This is a genomic window from Streptomyces sp. RKAG337 (genome assembly GCF_023701715.1).
Lineage (GTDB): Bacteria > Actinomycetota > Actinomycetes > Streptomycetales > Streptomycetaceae > Actinacidiphila.
Genome location: NZ_JAJOZA010000001.1, coordinates 6,086,858 through 6,105,962 on the forward strand (window position 1 = coordinate 6,086,858; position 19,105 = coordinate 6,105,962).

The 19,105-nt window shown below is 73.4% G+C and carries 17 protein-coding genes and 1 pseudogene; 8 read left to right on the forward strand and 10 right to left on the reverse strand.

What is annotated here, in order from left to right:
- Window positions 1–12: 12 nt before the first annotated feature.
- From LNW73_RS27010 to LNW73_RS27040, 7 genes are all read right to left on the reverse strand, one after another.
- The gene (locus LNW73_RS27010) at window positions 13–1,245 is read right to left on the reverse strand and encodes a cytochrome P450 family protein (RefSeq protein WP_250991677.1); all 1,233 of its coding nucleotides are present in this window, start codon (window positions 1,243–1,245) and stop codon (window positions 13–15) included.
- The gene (locus LNW73_RS27015) at window positions 1,242–2,486 is read right to left on the reverse strand and encodes a cytochrome P450 (protein WP_250975075.1); all 1,245 of its coding nucleotides are present in this window, start codon (window positions 2,484–2,486) and stop codon (window positions 1,242–1,244) included. Before LNW73_RS27015 ends, LNW73_RS27010 begins: the two co-directional genes overlap by 4 nt.
- The gene (locus LNW73_RS27020) at window positions 2,483–3,091 is read right to left on the reverse strand and encodes a GTP-binding protein (protein WP_250991678.1); all 609 of its coding nucleotides are present in this window, start codon (window positions 3,089–3,091) and stop codon (window positions 2,483–2,485) included. Before LNW73_RS27020 ends, LNW73_RS27015 begins: the two co-directional genes overlap by 4 nt.
- Window positions 3,066–3,422 carry a DUF742 domain-containing protein gene (locus LNW73_RS27025; RefSeq protein ID WP_250975074.1) on the reverse strand — a complete coding sequence of 119 codons (357 nt, stop codon included), beginning with the start codon at window positions 3,420–3,422 and terminating at the stop codon, window positions 3,066–3,068. The genes LNW73_RS27020 and LNW73_RS27025 overlap by 26 nt, the downstream gene beginning before the upstream one ends.
- Window positions 3,419–3,841 (reverse strand): roadblock/LC7 domain-containing protein, encoded by a 423-nt coding sequence (locus LNW73_RS27030; RefSeq protein ID WP_250991679.1) that lies wholly within the window; start codon window positions 3,839–3,841, stop codon window positions 3,419–3,421. Before LNW73_RS27030 ends, LNW73_RS27025 begins: the two co-directional genes overlap by 4 nt.
- Window positions 3,838–5,259, reverse strand: coding sequence for an ATP-binding protein (locus LNW73_RS27035; protein ID WP_250991680.1), 1,422 nt, complete (start codon window positions 5,257–5,259; stop codon window positions 3,838–3,840). Before LNW73_RS27035 ends, LNW73_RS27030 begins: the two co-directional genes overlap by 4 nt.
- 208 nt (window positions 5,260–5,467) lie before the next feature.
- Window positions 5,468–6,415: a 5'-3' exonuclease gene (locus tag LNW73_RS27040; protein WP_250991681.1), complete on the reverse strand. Its 948-nt coding sequence runs from the start codon at window positions 6,413–6,415 to the stop codon at window positions 5,468–5,470.
- Between the two features lie 216 nt (window positions 6,416–6,631).
- Between LNW73_RS27040 and LNW73_RS27045 the strand changes: the two are divergent.
- The 3 genes and pseudogenes from LNW73_RS27045 to LNW73_RS27055 form a co-directional block, all read left to right on the forward strand.
- Window positions 6,632–7,447 (forward strand): annotated as a pseudogene (locus tag LNW73_RS27045) (quaternary amine ABC transporter ATP-binding protein); the annotation flags it as partial.
- Between the two features lie 61 nt (window positions 7,448–7,508).
- Window positions 7,509–9,332, forward strand: coding sequence for an ABC transporter permease/substrate binding protein (locus LNW73_RS27050; RefSeq protein ID WP_250991682.1), 1,824 nt, complete (start codon window positions 7,509–7,511; stop codon window positions 9,330–9,332).
- 66 nt (window positions 9,333–9,398) lie between these two features.
- Window positions 9,399–10,139 (forward strand): helical backbone metal receptor, encoded by a 741-nt coding sequence (locus tag LNW73_RS27055; protein ID WP_250991683.1) that lies wholly within the window; start codon window positions 9,399–9,401, stop codon window positions 10,137–10,139.
- Here LNW73_RS27055 and LNW73_RS27060 read toward each other — a convergent pair.
- A complete protein-coding gene (locus LNW73_RS27060) occupies window positions 10,108–11,229 on the reverse strand; it encodes a TDT family transporter (RefSeq protein ID WP_285391664.1) in 1,122 nt (373 codons plus the stop codon). The two genes, LNW73_RS27055 and LNW73_RS27060, sit on opposite strands and share 32 nt — an antisense overlap.
- Before the next feature lie 71 nt (window positions 11,230–11,300).
- Here LNW73_RS27060 and LNW73_RS27065 point away from each other — a divergent pair, with 71 nt between their 5' ends.
- Both LNW73_RS27065 and LNW73_RS27070 read left to right on the forward strand, forming a co-directional pair.
- Window positions 11,301–12,245, forward strand: coding sequence for a LysR family transcriptional regulator (locus LNW73_RS27065; RefSeq protein WP_250991684.1), 945 nt, complete (start codon window positions 11,301–11,303; stop codon window positions 12,243–12,245).
- 180 nt (window positions 12,246–12,425) lie between these two features.
- Window positions 12,426–13,349 (forward strand): DUF2510 domain-containing protein, encoded by a 924-nt coding sequence (locus tag LNW73_RS27070; RefSeq protein WP_250993051.1) that lies wholly within the window; start codon window positions 12,426–12,428, stop codon window positions 13,347–13,349.
- A 48-nt stretch (window positions 13,350–13,397) separates the two neighbouring features.
- On the opposite strand, the gene LNW73_RS27075 is transcribed toward LNW73_RS27070, so the two are convergent.
- A complete protein-coding gene (locus LNW73_RS27075; RefSeq protein WP_250991685.1) occupies window positions 13,398–14,600 on the reverse strand; it encodes an amino acid deaminase/aldolase in 1,203 nt (400 codons plus the stop codon).
- A 260-nt stretch (window positions 14,601–14,860) separates the two neighbouring features.
- Here LNW73_RS27075 and LNW73_RS27080 point away from each other — a divergent pair, with 260 nt between their 5' ends.
- Together LNW73_RS27080 and mycP are read left to right on the forward strand one after the other, a co-directional pair.
- Window positions 14,861–15,973, forward strand: coding sequence for a hypothetical protein (locus LNW73_RS27080; RefSeq protein ID WP_250991686.1), 1,113 nt, complete (start codon window positions 14,861–14,863; stop codon window positions 15,971–15,973).
- A complete protein-coding gene (gene mycP / locus LNW73_RS27085) occupies window positions 15,967–17,187 on the forward strand; it encodes a type VII secretion-associated serine protease mycosin (RefSeq protein ID WP_250980085.1) in 1,221 nt (406 codons plus the stop codon). Before LNW73_RS27080 ends, mycP begins: the two co-directional genes overlap by 7 nt.
- Before the next feature lie 30 nt (window positions 17,188–17,217).
- Here mycP and LNW73_RS27090 read toward each other — a convergent pair whose 3' ends face one another.
- On the reverse strand, window positions 17,218–18,150 hold the full coding sequence (locus tag LNW73_RS27090) for a serine hydrolase (RefSeq protein WP_250991687.1): 933 nt from the start codon (window positions 18,148–18,150) through the stop codon (window positions 17,218–17,220).
- A 120-nt stretch (window positions 18,151–18,270) separates the two neighbouring features.
- Between LNW73_RS27090 and LNW73_RS27095 the strand changes: the two genes are divergently transcribed.
- On the forward strand, window positions 18,271–19,005 hold the full coding sequence (locus tag LNW73_RS27095; RefSeq protein ID WP_250991688.1) for an SseB family protein: 735 nt from the start codon (window positions 18,271–18,273) through the stop codon (window positions 19,003–19,005).
- Window positions 19,006–19,105 lie beyond the last annotated feature (100 nt).

Sequence of the window (19,105 nt, forward strand, 5' to 3'; positions counted from 1 at the left end):
GGCCGCTGGGCCCTACCCGTGCAGCCGGACCGGGATCTCCTGCCAGCCGTAGGCGATGAACGACGGGACCTGCCGCAACTCGTCCGCCTTGACCGCGAGCTGGAGGTCCGGGAAGCGCTCGAAGAGCGCGGGGAGCGCGGTGAGGGCCTCCATCCGGGCCAGCGGGGCGCCGATGCAGCGGTGCACGCCGATGCCGAACGCGAGGTGGTCGTCCGACTTCCGGGCGGCGTCGAACCCGGCGGCCTCCGGCCCGTAGTGCTCCGGGTCCTGGCCCGCGGCGGCGAACGTGGTGACGATGGCGTCGCCCGCCGGGATCGTCACGCCCTCGATGGTGATGTCGGAGACGGCGAACCGCAGCGGGAGCGACGCGATGGACGGCGCGACGCGCAGCACCTCGTCGATGACGCCGTCCCAGCCGATCTCGCCGGCGCGGACCGCCGCGAGCTGCTCGGGGTGCTGCAGCAGCGCCACCACGGCGTTGCCGATGAGGTTGACGGTGGTCTCGAAGCCGGCGCCGATGACGAGGAGCAGGGTGTAGAGCAGCTCCTCGTCGCTGAGCCGGTCGCCCTCCTCGTCACGCACCTTGATGAGCTCGGTGGTCATGTCGTCGCCGGGGTGCTCGCTCTTGTGGCCGATGAGAGCGGGCAGCACGGTGCCGATCTGGTGCTGGACGGACGCGGCGTGCTCCGGGCTGGGGTCGGAGGTGTCCATGATGGCGGCGATCAGCCGGCCGGTGTCCTCGCGCAGCTCGTCCGGGACACCGAACAGCTCGCAGATCAGCCGCATCGGCAGCGGGTGCGCGTAGCCGGCCCGTACGTCGACCGGTTCGCCCGACGCGCCCGACGCGTCGAGCCTGTCGAGGAGCTCGGTGGTGATCTGCTCCACCCGGGCGCGCATCGCCTCGGTGCGCCGGGCGGTGAAGCTGGGGGCGACGAGCTTGCGCAGCCGGGTGTGGTCCGGGCCGTACGTCGAGAGCATGTTGACCACCCCGACCCAGCCCATGATCCAGCCCCAGGCGGGGTGTTCGCCGATCTCCGGGAACAGCGACCAGTGCTTGCGCGGGTCCTTGCTGACCCGTGGGTCCAGGATCAGGGCCTTGAGGGTGTCGTAGCCGGTGGGCGCCCAGGCGGGGATGCCGCCCGGCAGTTCGACGGCCACCACCGGGCCGAGGGCGCGCAGCCGGGCGCTCTCGGCGGGGATGTCGGCGCCGAACGGGTCGATGGCCAAACGGGGGGACACGGTCATGCTCGGTCTCCAGGCTGGTCGGGGATACGCGGGGTGAAGCGGACGGGAAGCGCCTTCAGGGAGCGGTGGAACGGTCCCGGGCGCCAGGTGAGGTCCTCGCGCGGGGTGGTCGCCGTCAGGTCGGGCAGCCACTGGGTGAGCCGCTCGATGGCCTCGGTGGCGATCAGCAGGGCCTGCTGCTTGACGGGGCAGGCGTGCTCGCCCGCCGACCACGACAGGTGCGAGGCGTCGCGGGGGTGGTGGGCCCCGGCGAACTCCTGCTCGGAGAAGAGCGCGAGGGCGCCGTAGGAGACGACGACGGGGACGGCCGCCTGCACCCAGACCCCGTGGAAGCTCAGCGACTCGCGGGCGTAGAGGATGCCGTAGTTCGCCAGCGGGGTCTCGTACCGCAGCACCTCGACGACCGCCTCCATGACCGGGCGCGAACCGCTGGTCAGCGTCGAGTAGTAGGCGGGGTTGCCGAGGATGCGGGACAGCGCGTTGGAGACGAGGTTCGCGCTGGGCTCGTGGCCCGCGCCCAGGGTCAGGAAGACCTGCCAGACGACCTCTTCGGGAGTCAGCTCCAGCGGGTGGTCCAGCAGCCAGCTCGTCAGGTCCTCGCCGCGCTGCGCGCTCTTGGCGCCGACGAGCCCCATGACGTAACTGCCGTACTCGGCCTCGCCCTGCGCGGAATCGGCCCCGCCCTCCATCATCTTGCCGAGCGCGGCTTCGAGCCGGCCGCTCTCGCTGTCCGGCAGGCCGAACAGGTTGTTGAAGATCAGCGACATCAGCGGACGGGCGAAGTCGGCCACGAGGTCGGCACTGCCCGCCGGGCCGAACCGGTTCACCAGGACGTCCACCGCGTGGTGCACCCGCTCACGCAGGTCGTGCGGCTCCACGAGGTCGAAGGCGTCGACCAGGGTGCGGCGGTAGCGGATGTGGGCGTCGCCGTCGGAGAACAGGGTGTTGGGGCGCCAGCGCATCATGCCGAGGATCGGCGAGTCCTCGGCGACCGTGGCCTCCCACGGCCGGGGGTCGTGCGACCAGGTCCCGGGGTCGTGCAGCACCTCGAGGGCGGCGCGCCGGTCGGTGACGACGTACGCGGGGATGCCGGGCGCGAGTTCGGCCCAGCCGATCGGGCCCTGGGCCTTCAGCGTCGCGTAGTAGGCGTGCGGGTCGGCGGCGAAGCCGTCCTCCCACAGGCGCACCGGCGCGGACAGCGAGAAGGTCTCGGCGGGGGCGGGGTAGGGAGAGGGGTTCACCAGGTCTCCGGACGGTCGCGGGCTATCAGGTGCTGGACGAGGGCGAGCAGCGAGTCGATGGAGGAGTTGGCGTCCCGGGCGTCGCAGCTCACCATCGGCGTGCCGGGATCCAGGTCCAGGGAACGGCGGAGCTGGTCCTCGGTGTAGGGCCGCGAGTCGGGGAACGTGTTGAGCGCCACGGCGTACGGCAGCCCCGTCTCCTCCACCAGGCCGAGCACGTCGAAGGAGTCGTCGATCCGGCGGGTGTCGACCAGCACCAGCGCGCCGAGCGCCCCGTAGGCGATGTCGGCCCACAGGGACCGAAAGCGCTCCTGGCCGGGAGTGCCGAACAGGTACAGCACGACGCCGCCCGCCAGACTGATCCGTCCGAAGTCGATGGCGACCGTGGTGGTGGTCTTGTCCCGCACCCCGGCCAGGTCGTCGACCTGGACCGACGCCTCGGACATGTGCTCCTCGGTGTGCAGCGGACGGATCTCCGAAACCGAGTCGATCAGCGTGGTCTTGCCCACCCCGAAGGGGCCCGCCACCAGGATCTTCACCAGGTCGCGGGCGCTGTCCGGCAGGTGCAGGCCACCGGTGCTACTGCTTGAGGGCGCGGAGGCCATCGGCCACTCTCTTCAACAGGTCGGGGTCGTGCAGGGCGGCCAGGGGTACCGGCGGGCGGGCGCTGACCAGCCCCAGGTCGATCAGATCGGCGGCGAGGACGCGTACGGCGGAGACCGGCAGCTCCAGCAGGGCCGCGGTCTCCACCACGGTCAGCGAGCCGCCGTCCAGTGCCTTGAGCAGCGCGTGCCGGGCGGCGGGGAGCCCGTCGGGGACGTGCTCACCGCCGGTCAGCACCGAGAGGCGCTCCAGGCTGTTGCGGGTCGGCCGCGCCACCCCGCCGGTGGACAGATACGCGGGGACCAGGGGGCGGCCGCTCCGGCGGCCCGTCATACCGGAGAGCCGCCATCAGCTCCCCGGGGCGCGGCGGCCATCGCCTTCTCACCGAGCCGTGCCACCTGGGAGTGCACCCGGTGGGCGAGCAGGTCCAGCCGGACCTCCGGGTCGCCGTAGGCGGCCACGACCGAGCCGTGCTGGGTGGGCGCGACCAGGATGTAGCCGTGGTCGGACTCGATGACGATCTGGCGGATCTGCGCGTCGTTCTGGTCCGCGAAGGCCGCGGCGGCCGCCCGGCACGCGCCCTGCACCGTGCTGGTGATCGCGGCGGTGCGCTCCGCGGTAGCCTGCGACAGGGCCGCGGAGAATCCGGAGACCAGCCCGTCCCGGGTGAGCAGCACGGCCGCCCGGACGTGCGGGATCTCCAGAATCGGGTCGAGCACCCACGCCGTGTCACCGGCTTCTCGGCTGGTCATCGCGGGTCGTTCCCTTCGGTTTCGAGTGCGGATCGGGCCGCGGCGGTCCCGGACTGCAGGGCGCCGAGCGCGGCGGCCGCCTCCTCGGGGGTCCGCTCCCGCACCCGCGGCGCGGCCGGCTCGGCCGCTGCCTGGGCGGGCACGGCGTCGGCACGGGCCCGGCGGCGGCGCTGCGGCAGTGCGTCGCCGTCCGGCGCGGGTTCATGGGTGATGGCGGCGGCGTCGCGCGCGGCTACGGGGGCCGCCGGCCGCGCCTTGGTGTGCGCGGCCGGGTGCGGCTGCGGCTGTGTGTGCGGCACGGGCCGCGCCTCCGCCGGCGCCTCCGGGCGGGTGGAGCGCGGGGTGCTGGCCGCGGGCGGCCGTTCGACCGGGTCGATCCGGCTGAGCAGGTGGTTCTTGACGAGCAGCACCGCGCGGACGCCGCCGTAGGGCGACGGCGACGACAGGTCGACGGACAGGTCGAACTTCCTGGTCAGCTGGCCGATCGCCGCCAGCCCCATCCGGGGCGGGTCGCCCAGCTCGGACAGCAGGATCGGGTCGCGTCCCGCCACCATCCGCTGCGCGTAGGCCCGTTCGTCCGTGGCCATGCCGACCCCGGCGTCGTCGATGGTCACCGAGACGCCGTGGTGGGCGCGTTCGAGGTTCACCGTGACCTCGGTGTCCGGGGCGGAGTGCCGCAGCGCGTTGTCGAGGAGTTCGGCGACGATGATCGCGACGGGCTCCACGGCGTGCGAGACGAGCGCCATGCCCGGCTCCAGGTGGTTGTGGATCCGCACCCGGTGGTAGCCGACGAGCCGGGACTGGCCACCGGTCACCGCCTCCACCAGATGGGACTCCTCGCGGGCCAGCCCCACCCAGGCACCGCACACCACGGCGGTGACCTGCGCGCGCCGCAGCGACTGCTCGTTCTCGTGGTCGAGCGCGAACAGCGTCTGCGACAACTCCGGGTCGTCGTAGCGCTGTTGCATGCCCCGCAGGACGTCCTGCAGCCGGTACAGACCGGCCTGGATGTCCCGGGTGGCGCCGCGCATGCCCGCGCGGGCGGCCGCGTCGACCCGTTTGCGCTCCTGCGCCATGGCGGTCAGCAGCCCGTCCAGGACGCCGTCCAGGCCCGCGCCGAGACCGGTGCCGGCGAGCTCCGGGTGCAGCGGGCCCGGCACCTGGATGTGCGGGTGGGCGGCGCGGGTGGCCTCGGCCGGCATGCGCTGGTTCGCCAGATGGACGATCTCGGCGGTGAACGCGTCGGCGGAACGGCCGATTTCCTGCCGCGCGCCGTCCAGATGGGTGCGCAGAGCGGCGATCTCCTCGCCCTGCCGGGCCCGGTGACGGCGCGAGCGCAACAGCCCGCCCCCCAGGACGAACGCCAACACGGTCCCGGCGGCCAGGCCGCCGGCGGCCAGGTCCGGTATTTCGATCATCGAATGGACCTCAGGGAGATCAGGGAGCGGGGGGAACGGGGCGCCATCCGCCCCGAAAGCGGATCCGCACAGTACACACCGCGACCGACTGATCCCGCACTGTTTTGAGGGAAGATCCTTTCGAATTCGGCCATCCGCAGTCGTGTTCTGTCCGAAGTGTCGGACTGCGCCTCGCCGTTGTGTCCCTTCGCGCCGGCCGGCCCTGGGCCTAGTGCGCCTCGTCCAGCGCGTCCAGCAGCCGCATCAGGGAGCTGCCCAGGCCCCAGCGGGCGGCGAGGGCTTCGAGGACCTCGGGGTCGGCCGGCTCGGTGGGGAGCGCCGGGTCGAACGCGGGGAGCGGGACATCGGGGGCGACCGTGACGACCTTGGGGGCGACGTCCAGATAGTCCGAGGCCTCCAGAATGCCCCGGCGCTTGGCGGGAGTGAGTTTGGAGGCCGGGTCCGCGGCGGCGCGCCGGACCCCGGCGAGGTCGCCGTGCTCGTTGATGAGCTGCGCGGCGGTCTTCTCGCCGATGCCCTTCACGCCCGGCAGGCCGTCGCTGGCGTCGCCGCGCAGCGCCGCGAAGTCGGCGTACTGGTCGGCACGGACGCCGTAGCGTTCGAGGATGACGTCCTCGGTGATGAAGTCGCAGTCGCCGACGCCCTTGCGCGGGTAGAGCACGCGCACACCGCGGGCGTCGTCGACCAGTTGGAACAGGTCACGGTCACCGGTGACGATGTCGACCGCCCACAGGGCCTGGCCGGCGAGCGTGCCGATGACGTCGTCCGCCTCGTACCCGGCGACGCCGACACGGGCGATGCCGATGGCGTCGAGGACGGCCTCGATGACGGGGACCTGCGGGGAGAGCGTGTCGGGGATCTCCTCGGTGTCCGGCCCCGACGCACCCTCCGGCGCCTCCTCCGCGACGCGGTGCGCCTTGTAGGAGGGGATGAGGTCGACCCGCCACTGCGGCCGCCAGTCGGCGTCCATGCAGGCGACGATCTCGTCGGGGCCGTGGTCGGTGACCAGGCGGGTGATGAAGTCGAGAAGCCCGCGCACCGCGTTGACGGGCGTGCCGTCGGGTGCCTTCACCGACTCCGGGACGCCGAAGTAGGCGCGGAAGTACAGGCTCGCGGTATCGAGCAGGAGCAGCTTGTTCGGGCGCGCGTCAGTCACGCGGCCAGCATGGCACGCCCGCGCGGGGTGGCTCCGGCGCCGCCGCGCCGGGGCGGCACGTCGCCTCCGTGGCGCTGTCGCGACCGCCCCGGGCGGGATGTGACCTGAGTCTCGCTTCGGTTTGGTTCGCATAAAGGGGGGCAGCGGCCGGTCTTGAAGTGAGCGACCCACAAGCGGGGGCTGTGCGTCGTTCTTCCTGCGAGCCGCGAGGTATATGTGTCAAGGCTGCAAGTTGAGCATCTGTACAAAGTCTTCGGGCGACAGCCCGAAGAAGCGGTCCGCCGGCTCGAAGCCGGGGCGGACCGCGACGAGCTGCGCGAGGACGGTGTCACACCTGCCGTCATCGATGCCTCCTTCGAGGTCAGCGAGGGCGAGGTCTTCGTCGTCATGGGCCTGTCCGGATCGGGCAAGTCCACCCTCCTGCGCACGCTCAACGGACTGCTCCCACCCACTGCCGGACGCGTACGGTTCGACGGCCAGGACCTCACCGCGCTGAACGACACCGAACTGCGCCGCGTGCGCTCGCACAGCATCAGCATGGTCTTCCAGCACTTCGCGCTCTTCCCGCACCGCAGCGTGCTGGAGAACGCGGCCTACGGCCTCGAGGTGCAGGGCGTCGCCCGTGCCGAGCGTGAGCGCCGGGCCGGCGAGGCACTGGAGATGACCGGACTCGGCGGCTGGGAGAAGTCCTGGCCCGACGAGCTGTCCGGCGGTATGCAGCAGCGGGTGGGCCTGGCCCGCGCGCTGGCCACCGAAGCCCCCGTCCTGCTGATGGACGAGGCGTTCAGCGCGCTGGACCCGCTGATCCGCCGCGAGATGCAGCAGCAGCTGGTCGACCTGCAGAAGACCCTGCACAAGACCATCGTCTTCATCACGCACGACCCCCACGAGGCGGTGCGCCTCGGGGACCGGATCGCGGTGATGCGCGACGGCCGGATCGTCCAGAACGGCACCGTCGAGGAACTGCTGCTGCAGCCCGCCGACGCCTACGTCGCCTCCTTCATGGAGGACGTGGACCGCGGCCGGGCGCTGGCAGGCGTGAGCACCGGCTCCTCCGGCACCCCGGGCAGCACCTTCGGAAAGGAGTCGGCCGATGCCTAGACTCCAGCTCGGCGACTGGATCGACAGCGCCGTCACCTATCTCCGTGACCACTTCGCCTGGCTCTTCGACATCATCACCAACGTCGTGTCCGGTATGTACGACGGCCTGGACGCCGTGCTCGGCGCGCCGGCACCCCTGCTGCTCGCCGGGATCTTCGCGGTCGTCGCCCTGTGGCTGCGCGGGCCGACCGCGGCCGTGCTCACCTTCGCCGGCTTCGCGCTCATCGACTCGATCGAGCAGTGGGACCAGGCGATGGCAACCCTGTCGCTGGTGCTGGTCGCCACGGCGATCACCATCGTGCTCGCGATACCGCTCGGCATCTGGGCGGCCCGCAACCGCACCGTCAGCACGGTGCTGCGGCCGGTACTGGACTTCATGCAGACGATGCCCGCCTTCGTCTATCTGATCCCGGGCATCTTCTTCTTCGGCGTCGGCCAGGTGCCCGGCGTCATCTCCTGCATCGTCTTCGCGATCCCGCCGGGCGTCCGGATGACCGAACTGGGCATCCGGCAGGTCGACGGCGAGCTCATCGAGGCCGCCGAGGCGTTCGGCACCACCTCGCGCAACATCCTGCTGCGGGTGCAGCTGCCGCTCGCGCTGCCGACCATCATGGCCGGCATCAACCAGGTCATCATGCTGGGCCTGTCCATGGTCGTGATCGCGGGCATGGTCGGCGGCGGAGGCCTGGGCGCATCGGTCTTCACCGCGATCAGCCAGGTCAACATCGGGCTGGGCTTCGAGGGCGGCATCTCCGTCGTCATCCTGGCCATGTACCTGGACCGGATGACCTCCTCGCTCGGCAGCCGGGTCTCACCGCTCGGCCGCCGCGCCACCGCGGCCCTGACGTCGCTGCGCGGCGCCAGTATCTGGAACTACCGGCCGCAGACCAGCATCGCGGTCGTCGGTGTGGTCGTCCTCGCCCTCGTCGCGGGCGGCATGAACATCTTCGGCGGCTCGGCGGACACGAACACCGCCGTCGCGGGCAAGAACGTCGGCAACGGCCGCGCGGTGAACATCGGCTACATCCCCTGGGACGAGGGCATCGCGTCCAGCTTCCTGTGGAAGGAAGCGCTGGAGGAGCGCGGCTACCGGCCCAAGCTCTCGCAGTACGACGTCGGTCCGCTCTACACCGGGCTGTCCGCCGGGAAGGTGGACTTCCAGACCGACGCCTGGCTGCCGACCACCCACCAGTCGTACTGGGACAAGTACAAGGACAGCCTGGACGACCTGGGCTCCTGGTACGGCCCGACCTCCCTCGAACTCTCCGTCCCCTCCTACGTCAAGGGCGTCGACTCGCTGGCCGACCTCAAGGGGCAGGGCGGCAAGTTCAAGGGCCGGATCATCGGCATCGAGCCGGGCGCCGGCATGATGAAGGCGCTCAACGACAAGGTCCTCAAGCAGTACGGCCTGGAGGGCGAGTACCAGGTCACCACCGGCAGCACCGCGAGCATGCTCGCCCAGCTCGACCGGTCGCTGAAGGCCAAGGAGCCCGTCGTCGTCACCCTGTGGTCGCCGCACTGGGCCTACAGCAAGTACGACCTGAAGAAGCTCAAGGACCCGAAGGGCGCCTGGGGCGCCGGTGACGGACTGCACACCCTGACCCACAAGGGCTTCGCGGCCAAGGAACCGCAGATCGCCCAGTGGCTCAAGGACTTCAAGCTCACCGAGCCGCAGCTCAGCAGCCTGGAGGCGGCCATCCAGGACGCCGGACAGAACCACGAGCAGGACGGCGTGCGCGCCTGGCTCAAGAAGAACCCCGGCCTGATCGACAAGATCGCGCCGGTGAAGAAGCCGGCTGCGGCCGCCAAGGGCTGACCGGCTGCCCGGCCGCGCGACCTGACGGCGCGCGCCGGGCCCGACCACGCGCCGTACGGTAGGCCGGTGACTCATCGTCCTGCCGTACGGCGCGTGGTTTCGCTCGTCCCCTCCCTGACCGAGGCGGTGGCGGCGACCGCCCCCGGGCTGCTGGTCGGCTCGACCGACTGGTGCAGCCACCCGACCGGTCTCGGGGTGACCCGGATCGGCGGGACCAAGAACCCGGACCTCGCCCGGATCGCCGCCCTCGCACCCGACCTCGTGATCGCCAACGAGGAGGAGAACCGCGCACCGGACCTCGACGGGCTGCGGGCCGCCGGGCTGCCGGTCCTGGTCACCGAGATCCGCGACCTCGACCAGGCCTTCGCCGAGCTCCACCGGGTGCTGGTCGACGGCTGCGGTCTGGAACGTCCCGGCTGGCTCGACGAGGCGGAAGCGGCCTGGGGCGCGCTGCCCGTCCCCGCGCGGCGGCTGCGGGCGGTCGTCCCGATCTGGCGGCGGCCCTGGATGGTGCTCGGCCGTGACACCTTCGCGGGCGATCTGCTCGCCCGGCTGGGCGTGGACAACGTGTACGCGGCGCACGCCGACCGCTATCCGCCGATCCCCGTCGAGGAGCTGCGCGCCGCCGGCGCCGATCTGGTGGTGCTGCCCGACGAGCCGTACGCCTTCACCGCCGACGACGGCCCGGAGGCCTTCCCCGGCCTGCCCGCCGCCCTCGTCGGCGGCCGTCACCTCACCTGGTACGGCCCCTCGCTCACGGCCGCGCCCGCCGCGATCAGCGCGGCGCTGCGAGCAGCGACCCGCTGAGCAGCCCGCGCACCGTCCGCGTCCCCGCCACCGCCCAGGCCGCCACGAGGAGGGCGTACAGCCCGGCCGCGAGCCATGTGAAGGCGTCGAGGCCGGTGTGCCGGGCCAGCCCCGCGGCGCCCGTGACACAGGTGCCGACGGGGAAGGTGAAGGCCCACCACGTCATCGCGAACGGCATCCCGCGCCGCGCCGCCCGCACCACCAGCGCCGCGGCCAGCGCCAGCCACAGCAGGGCGAAGCCCATCACCGGCACCCCGTACAGCACGGCGAACGCGCTCATGGCCGCCGCGTACGGTGCCTGGACGACGCCCGGTGCGGTGTCGGCGAGCTGGTTGACGGCCGTCGTGGACTGGCCGAGCGGGCCGAGGACCAGGAAGAGCGTCGGGGTCAGCGCGAGCGGCAGCGGCCCGTGCTGCACGAGCCGGCCCCAGATCAGCGGCAGCATCACCAGGGTGCCCAGCAGGCTCAGCCCGAACATCGCGTAGCAGCCCAGCAGCATCGCCTCCTGCCACTGGCCGGCCGGCAGATGGGGGATCAGCGCCGGGCCGAGCGCGGCCGACACCATCGGCGCGACCACCGGCAGCAGCCAGACGGGAGAGGCGCTGCCCGGCTCGACGCGGTGCCGGGTGATCATCAGATACGGGATCGCCGCCGCGATCAGCAGCCCGCTGACGGTGCCCGCCGTCCAGAGCACGGAATCCGCGGCGATCGCGGCGGTCCGCCCGATCACGGGGGAGCCCAGGCTCAGCGTGCCGGCCCCCACCGCGAGCAGTGCCATCGGCAGACACCCGTAGAACGGGGCGACGGCCGGGTCCAGCAGATGCCGGCGGGCCTGGTCGCCGTGCCGGAGCCAGTGCCCGGCGCGGGCGGTGAGCAGCGCGGCCAGCAGCACGGCGGAGAACGCCCAGACGACGGTGCAGGCGGTGTGCAGACCGGGGACGCGCACCGGCAGCGCGGCGCCCGCGTTGGCGACGATGGCGGTGCCCATCACGGTGGCGTACCAGTTGGGTCCGAGGTGACGCAGGGCGCCGGAGCGGATCTCCAGATCGTGGAGAGCGCGGGCCCGTACAGGGGCGAGGGTGGTTGCCATGGTCTTCACACTCGCCGCCCGGCGGCCCGGCCGGAAGGCGGCGCAGGTCTATGGGGGCATAACCTGGGCTTATGAGTTCAGACAGCGCCACCGGTGACCGCGTCCCCCGGGCGGGCCTGGGCCACCGGGTGCCCGACCTCGGCGCGATGGAGCTGCTGCTCGCCGTCGCCCGGCTCGGCAGCCTCGGCCGGGCCGCCCGTGAGCTGGGCATCAGCCAGCCGGCCGCGAGCAGCCGGGTGCGGGCCGTGGAACGGCAGCTGGGCGTCGCGCTGGTGAACCGCTCGCCCACCGGGTCCACCCTCACCGACGCGGGCGCGCTGGTCACCGAATGGGCGCGCCGGGTCGTGGAGTCGGCGGAGGCGTTCGACGCCGGAGCACGGGCGCTGCGCACCCGCCGTGACTCGCGGCTGCGGGTCGCGGCGAGCATGACCATCGCCGAGTACCTGCTGCCGGGGTGGCTCATCGTGCTGCACGGCCGGCATCCCGACACCGCCGTGTCGCTGTTCGCCGGGAACTCGGCGGACGTCGCGGAACGGGTCATCGGCGGCGGCGCCGACCTCGGATTCGTCGAGGGGACGGATGTGCCGAACGGTCTGGACGCGGCGGTCATCGCGCACGACCGGCTGGTCGTCGTGGTGGCGCCGTCGCACCGCTGGGCGCGACGGCGCAAGCCGCTGTCCGCGGCCGAGCTCTCCGCCACCGCCTTCATCCTGCGCGAGCAGGGCTCGGGCACCCGCCAGGTGCTGGACACCGCCCTCGCAGGACACGGCGGCCTCGCCGTACCGCTGCTCGAACTCGCCTCGACCACCGCGCTCAAGGGCGCCACCCTGAGCGGCGCGGGCCCGGCCGTGCTCAGCGAGCTGGCGGTGGCCGACGAACTGGCCGCCCGCCGGCTCGTCGAGGTCCCGGTGGAGGGCATCGCGCTGGAACGCGTCCTGCGCGCCGTCTGGCCCACCGGCCACCGCCCGACGGGACCGGCCCGCGACCTGCTGTCACTCACCCGCCGGCCGGCGTGACGGGACATACAGCGGGACATACAGCGGGACGAACGGCGGACGGGCGACGGAGGTGCGGCGGACGTGCGGCGGACCTGCGGCGCAGCGCCCGGCCCACCGCCATGCCGGTCATGTGACCTGCCTGTAACCGCCGTACTTACGGGATTCTCATGCTGTGGCCTTAGGGTGACGGCCGTGACCATGACGACCCCGCCCGGCTGGTATCCAGAGCCCGGGCACACAGGCAACGGCCCGGCCCTGGAACGGTGGTGGGACGGCGCCGCGTGGAGCGAGTACACGCGGACCGCCCAGGCCCCGGCCGACCAGGCCGCGGCCCCCGGCATCCCGTCCTACGCCGCCTATCCCGGTGGCAGCGTGCCGGACCGGCCGGCCCGCAGGGGAGGCGTGATCGCGATCGGCGTCATCGCCGTCCTCGTCCTCGTCGGCGGTGTGGTCGGCGGCGTCGTCATGCTGAAGGACAGCGGCGGTGACAAGGGCTCGGACCACGCGGCCCCGTCCACCAGCGCGCCGAGCACCCCGGGCGACGGGCCGAGCGGTTCGGACGGACCGTCGCAGGGCCCCGACCAGACGCCCCAGACCAGTGGTGTCGTCGTGGACGCCCTGGACAAGATCAGCCTGCCGATCCTGCCCGGCTGGCAGGGCAAGGCCGGCGCCGGCGGCGCCGGCCTGACCATCGGCGGCTACCCGTGCGTCTCCGACCCGGCCAAGAACTGCGTCCGCGGCGGAGTGTTCTCCGCGCCGGCCGTGGCGTTCAAGCTCAAGAGCACGACGCCCGAGGCCGCCGCCAAGGAGGACATCCCGGTCAACGCGGAGCAGTCCTACGAGGGCGGGCTCACCTCCCACAAGGAGCTGCTGTCGCAGCCGGTCACCGTCGCCGGGCAGCAGGGGTACCTGGTGCGCTGGCAGGTCGTGACGAAGGTCGGCGACGACGGCTACGTCCAGTCGCTGGTCTTCCCGTCACCGGCCAGTCCGCAGCAGCTCGTCGTGGTCCGCTACGGCTTCGACATCAACGCGAAGGCCCCCGGGCCCGAGGCCATGGACCGGATCACCAAGGGCATCAAGGCCGCCAGTGGTTCCGGCGGCACGGGCGGCACCGGCGTCTGACCGCGCGCCCGCCGGCCGCCGCGAGCGGGGCCGGCGGGGCAGGGACGTTCACAGGAACGTCTTGCCCTCGCCCCGGTAGGTCGGCACCGTCGCGGTGATCCGGTCGCCCTCCACGAGCTGCAGCTCGGCGAAGCGCTCGCACAGCTCCCCGGCCTTGGCGTGCCGGAACCACACCTTGTCGCCGATCAGCAGATCGTCCGCGGGCGATCCGAGCAGCGGCGTCTGCACCTCGCCGGGACCCTCCTGGGGGTCGTAGCGCAGGCCCTGCGGAAGGTACGGCACGGGCAGCCGGTCGGGGCCCGCGGCGCCCGACGCCGGATAGCCGCCGCCCAGCACGGTCACGATGCCCACGCCGGGACGGCGCACCACCGGCTGCGCGAACAGCGCCGCCGGACGCCCCCGGAACGACGTGTAGTTGTCGAACAGCCGCGGCACGAACAGCCCGGAGCCGGCCGCGATCTCGGTGACCGCGTCCTCCGCCGCCGTGTGCTGCACACTGCCGGTCCCGCCACCGTTGACGAACTCCAGCTCGGGGGCGACGGCGCGCACCGCCCGCACCACCTCGGCCCGCCGGACCGCCAGTTCCTTGCGCGCGGCGGCCTGCATCAGCCGGATCACCCGCGAGCGCACCGGCCGGCCCGCCAGCGAGTCGCCGACCCCGGCCACATGGCCCTCGTACGCCATGATCCCGGCCAGCCGGAATCCGGGCCGGCGGGCGATCGCCCGCGCCAGGTCGGCCAGTTGGCCGGGCTCCCGCAGCGGGGACCGCAGCGCGCCGATCCGTACCCGGCCGCCCAGCATCCGCAGCGACGTGTCGAGTTCCAGGCAGACCCTGATCCGCTCCGAGCCGCCGCGGCGGGCCGCGTCGATCAGGTCCAGCTGGTTGATGTCGTCGACCATCACCGTCACGGCGGCGGCCAGTTTGGGATCCCCGGCCAGCTCCGCGAAGCCGTCGCGGTCCGCGGACGGGTACGCCAGCAGCACGTCGTCGAAGCCCGCCCGCGCCAGCCACAGCGACTCGTCCAGGGTGAACGACATGATGCCCGCGAACCCGTCACGGGCCAGCACGCGTTCCAGCAGCGCCCGGCACCGCACCGACTTGGACGCCACCCGGATCGGCTTCCCGCCGGCCCGGCGGGTCAGATCGGCGGCGTTGGCGTCGAACGCCTCCAGGTCGACGATGGCGACCGGGGCGTCGAGATGGGCGGTGGCCCGGTCGTACCGGACGCGGTCGGCTGCGGGATCAGACATGCGCGCAGCTTGCCAGACGGTGACTACCGAACGGTAGGGGTCGGGGGCCACGGGCAGGTCCCGGGCGGTGCGTTGCCGGGCGGGGGGCACTTCCGCGGCACTTCCGGGGCGGAACATCCCGGTACCGCCGGATCTGGCGGGGGCCGCCGCCGCACCCGCCCCGCAGGACCCCCCGCGACCTGCGCCGCCCCCGATCCACGGCACAGCCGGAGCCCGTAGAGTGGCGCCAGACCACGTAGGGACATTGCGAGGGGGCACGGGTGAGCACGGGGGTCGAGAACGGAGCGGGGCAGCCGTCCCCCCCGCAGCCGCCCGCGTTCCCCGCGCTGTACCCGACGACCCCGCCGCGGCCCGTGCACCGCCCGGCGGCCCGCGAGCAGATCGCCGCGCGCCGCCCGCAGGAGCGGCCGGCGGACCGGACGCCCGCACCGCCGACCGTGCCGCCGCCGCCCGCCGCACCACCGGCCGCCGCCTCACCGTTCCTGTCACGGCACCCGGAACCACCGCGCCCCGCCACTCCGCCGCAGCAGGCACGGACGCGGCCGGAAACCGAACCACCCGCCGTACCCGAGCCGTTCGCGGTCCCGGCACCGCCCGCCCGCCGTCCCCGTACGGCCGCCGGCCGGACCGCGTCGGCGCTCTGCCTCGTCCTGGGCCTCGGACTGTTCACCGGCGCCGCCACCGGAGCCCTGATCAACCACGACCCGGCCGCGGTGGGGACGACCCAGGGCGCCTACGCCCGCGCCGGCGACCTGTGGCACAGCGTTCCCGTCGACACCCTGCTGCCGCCCGTCGTGAGCCGGCCGGGCGCGGGACCCGGTGGCGCCGACCGGACCTACACGCGGATCGGTGTCGCCCCGGCCGCCGGCTGCGCGGGCGCCTTCGACCCGCTGCTGGCGAAGGTGCTGGCCCCGGTGGGCTGCGTGCAGGTGCTGCGCGCCACCTACGTCGACGCCACCTCCAGCCGCGTCACCACCGTCGGCCTGCTCGTCACCGGCGGCGACGCGGCCGGCATGAGCGCGCTGAACCACCGCTGGACCAGCGAACACCTCGGCTCCCGGCTGGATCTGATGCCGCATCCGGTCGCGTTCCCCGGCACCGCGGCGGCCTCCTTCGGCGACGCGCAGCGGGCCAGCTGGACGGTGAGCGTCTCTGCCACCCTCCCCGTCGTGGTCTACGCGGTGAGCGGTTTCGCGGACGGCCGTCCGGTTCCCGAACCGCAGCCGGCCGCCGTGGCCACCGCGCCCGGCGCCACCACCGCGCCGGCCCAGGCCGGCCTCGGCACCGACGTCCTCGTCCTTGCCGCCGACCTCGAAGCCCGGCTGCACCAGGCCGTCACGACCGACGCCACGTCCTCCCGGGGGGCATCGTGAGGAGATCGGCCGCCCTCGGGCGTACCGCCGCCGCCCTGCTGGGAGCCCTGCTCGCCGTGCTGCCGGCCGCGTCCGCCCGCGCCGACTCGGTCCGCGACGCGGAATGGACGCTGGACGCCCTGCACGCGCACGACGCCTGGCGCACGAGCCAGGGCGCCGGCGTCACCGTCGCCGTACTGGACACCGGCGTCGACGGCACCCACCCCGACCTGGCGGGACAGGTCCTGCCCGGCAACGACCTCATCGGTTTCGGATCCGGCCCCGGCGACAGCACGTGGGCCAAGCACGGCACCGGCATGGCCGCCATCATCGCGGGCCACGGCCATGGCCCCGGGTACTCGCAGGGCGTCCTCGGCATCGCGCCCCGGGCCAAGATCCTGCCGGTCCGGGTGATCCTGGAGGAGAAGGACCCCCGCCGCGACGAAGCCCGCGCGAGCAGGGGAAAGGCGGTTCCTGACGGGATCCGCTGGGCCGCCGACCACGGAGCCGGCGTCATCAACCTGTCGCTCGGCGACGACAGCGCGACCGCCGTGCCCACCGCGGACTACGACAACGCGATCCAGTACGCCCTCGGCAAGGGCGTGGTAGTCGTCGCGTCGGCGGGCAACGGCGGCGAGCAGGCGGACCGCTCCTCGTACCCGGCCGCCTACCCGGGGGTGATCGCGGTCGCGGCCGTGGACCGGGTCGGCGCGCACGCCTCGTTCTCCACCCGGCGCTGGTACGCCTCCGTCTCGGCGCCCGGTGTCGACGTCATCCTGGCCGACCCCAACCGCAAGTACTACGAAGGGTGGGGGACCAGCCCCGCCTCGGCGTACGTCTCCGGCGCGGTGGCCCTGATCCGCTCCGCCTACCCGAAGCTGAGCCCCGCGCAGATCAAGCAGCTCCTGGAGAGCACCACCCGTGAGCGGCCGGCCGGCGGCCGCAGCGACGCGGTCGGCACCGGTCTGATGGACCCGGCCGCGGCGCTCAAGGCGGCGGCGAAGCTCGAACCCCGGGCCGAGGCGCCGACCCCGGCCCCCTCGGCGCGGCGGTACTTCGGCGCCGGCCCGACGATCACGCTCTCGCCGGCCGCGGACGGCGGCGGTCTCGGCGACGGGGTGGCGGTCACCTGCGCACTGCTGGGCGGGGTCCTGGTCGGCGCGGCGGCGCTGCTCTGGTTCCGCCCCCGCCTCGGCCGGTCACGGCGCCGGGCGACGCACGGAATCCCTACCTGAACACCTGAACACCTGAACGCCGGAACGTCCCTACTCGAACGCGCCCACCGCCGCCTGCGCGACGTCCTCTGCCAGCGCGATCCCCGCGGCCTGAGTGGTGTTTCCGCTGGTCAGGACCGCGACGAGATAGGTGCTCCGATCCGTGGCGACCTGGCCGATGCTGTTGATGTCCCACAGCCCGGTCGTGCTGCGCTGCAGCCAGCCGTTCTTGAGCGCGGTGTCGGACGTTGGCACCGCCGCGGCCGTGACGCCCCAGTCCTGACCGTCGGATATCCGCCCCATCAGCCCCTGCAGATACGTGCGCGAGGTGGCGTCCAGCGGTGAGTCGGCACCGAACACCGCCCGCAGCAGCCGCAGCTGGTCGGCGGCCGTGGTTCTGGTGAGCCCCCACAGATCGCCGTCGCCGCCCTCGGTCCCGGTCAGCCCGAGGCGTTCGTTGGCCGCGGCGAGGCCGTCCGCGCGGCCGACGGAGTGCCAGAGCGCGGTCGCGGCGTCGTTGTCGCTCTGCTCGATCATGACGGTGGCGTTCGCCGTCTCCTGGGCGGTGAGACCGCGCCCGGCGTCCTGCGCCGTCAGCAGCAGCGCCGCCAGGATGTCGACCTTGACGATGCTCGCCGTGTCGTACGTCCCGTCCCCGTACACCGCCTGCGCGCCGGACGCGGTGTCCAGCACGGCGACGGAGAAGTCGGCGTCGGTCGAGTCGGCCACGGTGCCGAGCGCTTCGCTCAGCTCCTGGTCCCGGTCCGCCGCGGATGCCTCGGTCGGCACGCTCTCCCCACCCTCCCCGGCCGGCTGCGCCGCACCGGAGGAGGCGGCCGGACGCACCTCTGCCTCGGCCGGCGGCCGCGCCATCGCGTGGACGCCCGCCAGCACCCCGCCGCCCGCCAGTACGACGGCCGCGATGGTCGCGATGATGACGGTGCGGCCGGTATGACGGGTCCGGTGCCGGTTGTGACGTCGCATTCCCGCAAGCATGGGAATCGAACCTGCGTGCACGCTGAGACACGGATGAACAAGCCGTGAGAAAACGGGCGGTACGAGCCCGTCGACGGCTGCCGGCCGGGGCCGGATACGCTGCCCAGCGTGTCACTCAAGAATATCCCCGACCCTGGCTTCGCCGACGACGACGGTTCGGCCGACGCGGCGCTGGCCACCGCACTCGCCGCCTACGCCGACGACAGCCGGACCGAGCCCGGTGTACTCGCCGCGCTGCCCGGCGCCCGTCTGCTGGTCCCCGTGGTGGCCGTACTGGGCGAGGTGGAGACCGGCCCCGACGGTCTGCGCCGCGAGAAGACCAGCGACATGGCGGTACCCACGATCCAGGCCGCCGACGGCCGGCGGGCGCTGCCCGCCTTCACCTCCGTGGAATCCCTCGCCCGCTGGCGGACCGACGCCCGGCCGGTCGCCGTCCCGCTGCACCAGGCGCTCCAGGCCCTCGCGCACGAGAAGGCCGACACCCTGCTGATCGACATGGCGGGCCCGGCCCCGTACGCCCTCACCGGCCCGGCGCTGCGCGCCGTCGCCCTGGGACGCGAGCACGTGGACCCGCTCGGCGATCCTGCGGTGCTCGGCGCGCTGCGCGCGGCCGTCGCCGCCGAACCGGGGGTACTGCGCGCGTATCTGTCCCCGGCCGGCACCTCGGACGGCACCCTCGGCCTGGTCCTCGCCCCGGACGCGGCGGTGGCCGAGGTGGCCCGGCGGATCGCCACCGCCCTGTCGGCAGACGAGGTGCTGCGGTCCCGGCTGGTCCGCGGACTCGACCTCGCACTGCTGGGGCCGGATGCCGAGGTGTCGGGCGAGCCGCTGTTCACGCGCTGAGCGGACCGGTCCGGCCGACGGCCGGGCGACATCCGGTAGGGCCCCACCGTCTGCCGAAGTGTGCGATGCGGTCCTGGGACCGAGAATGCGAGAGCAGACC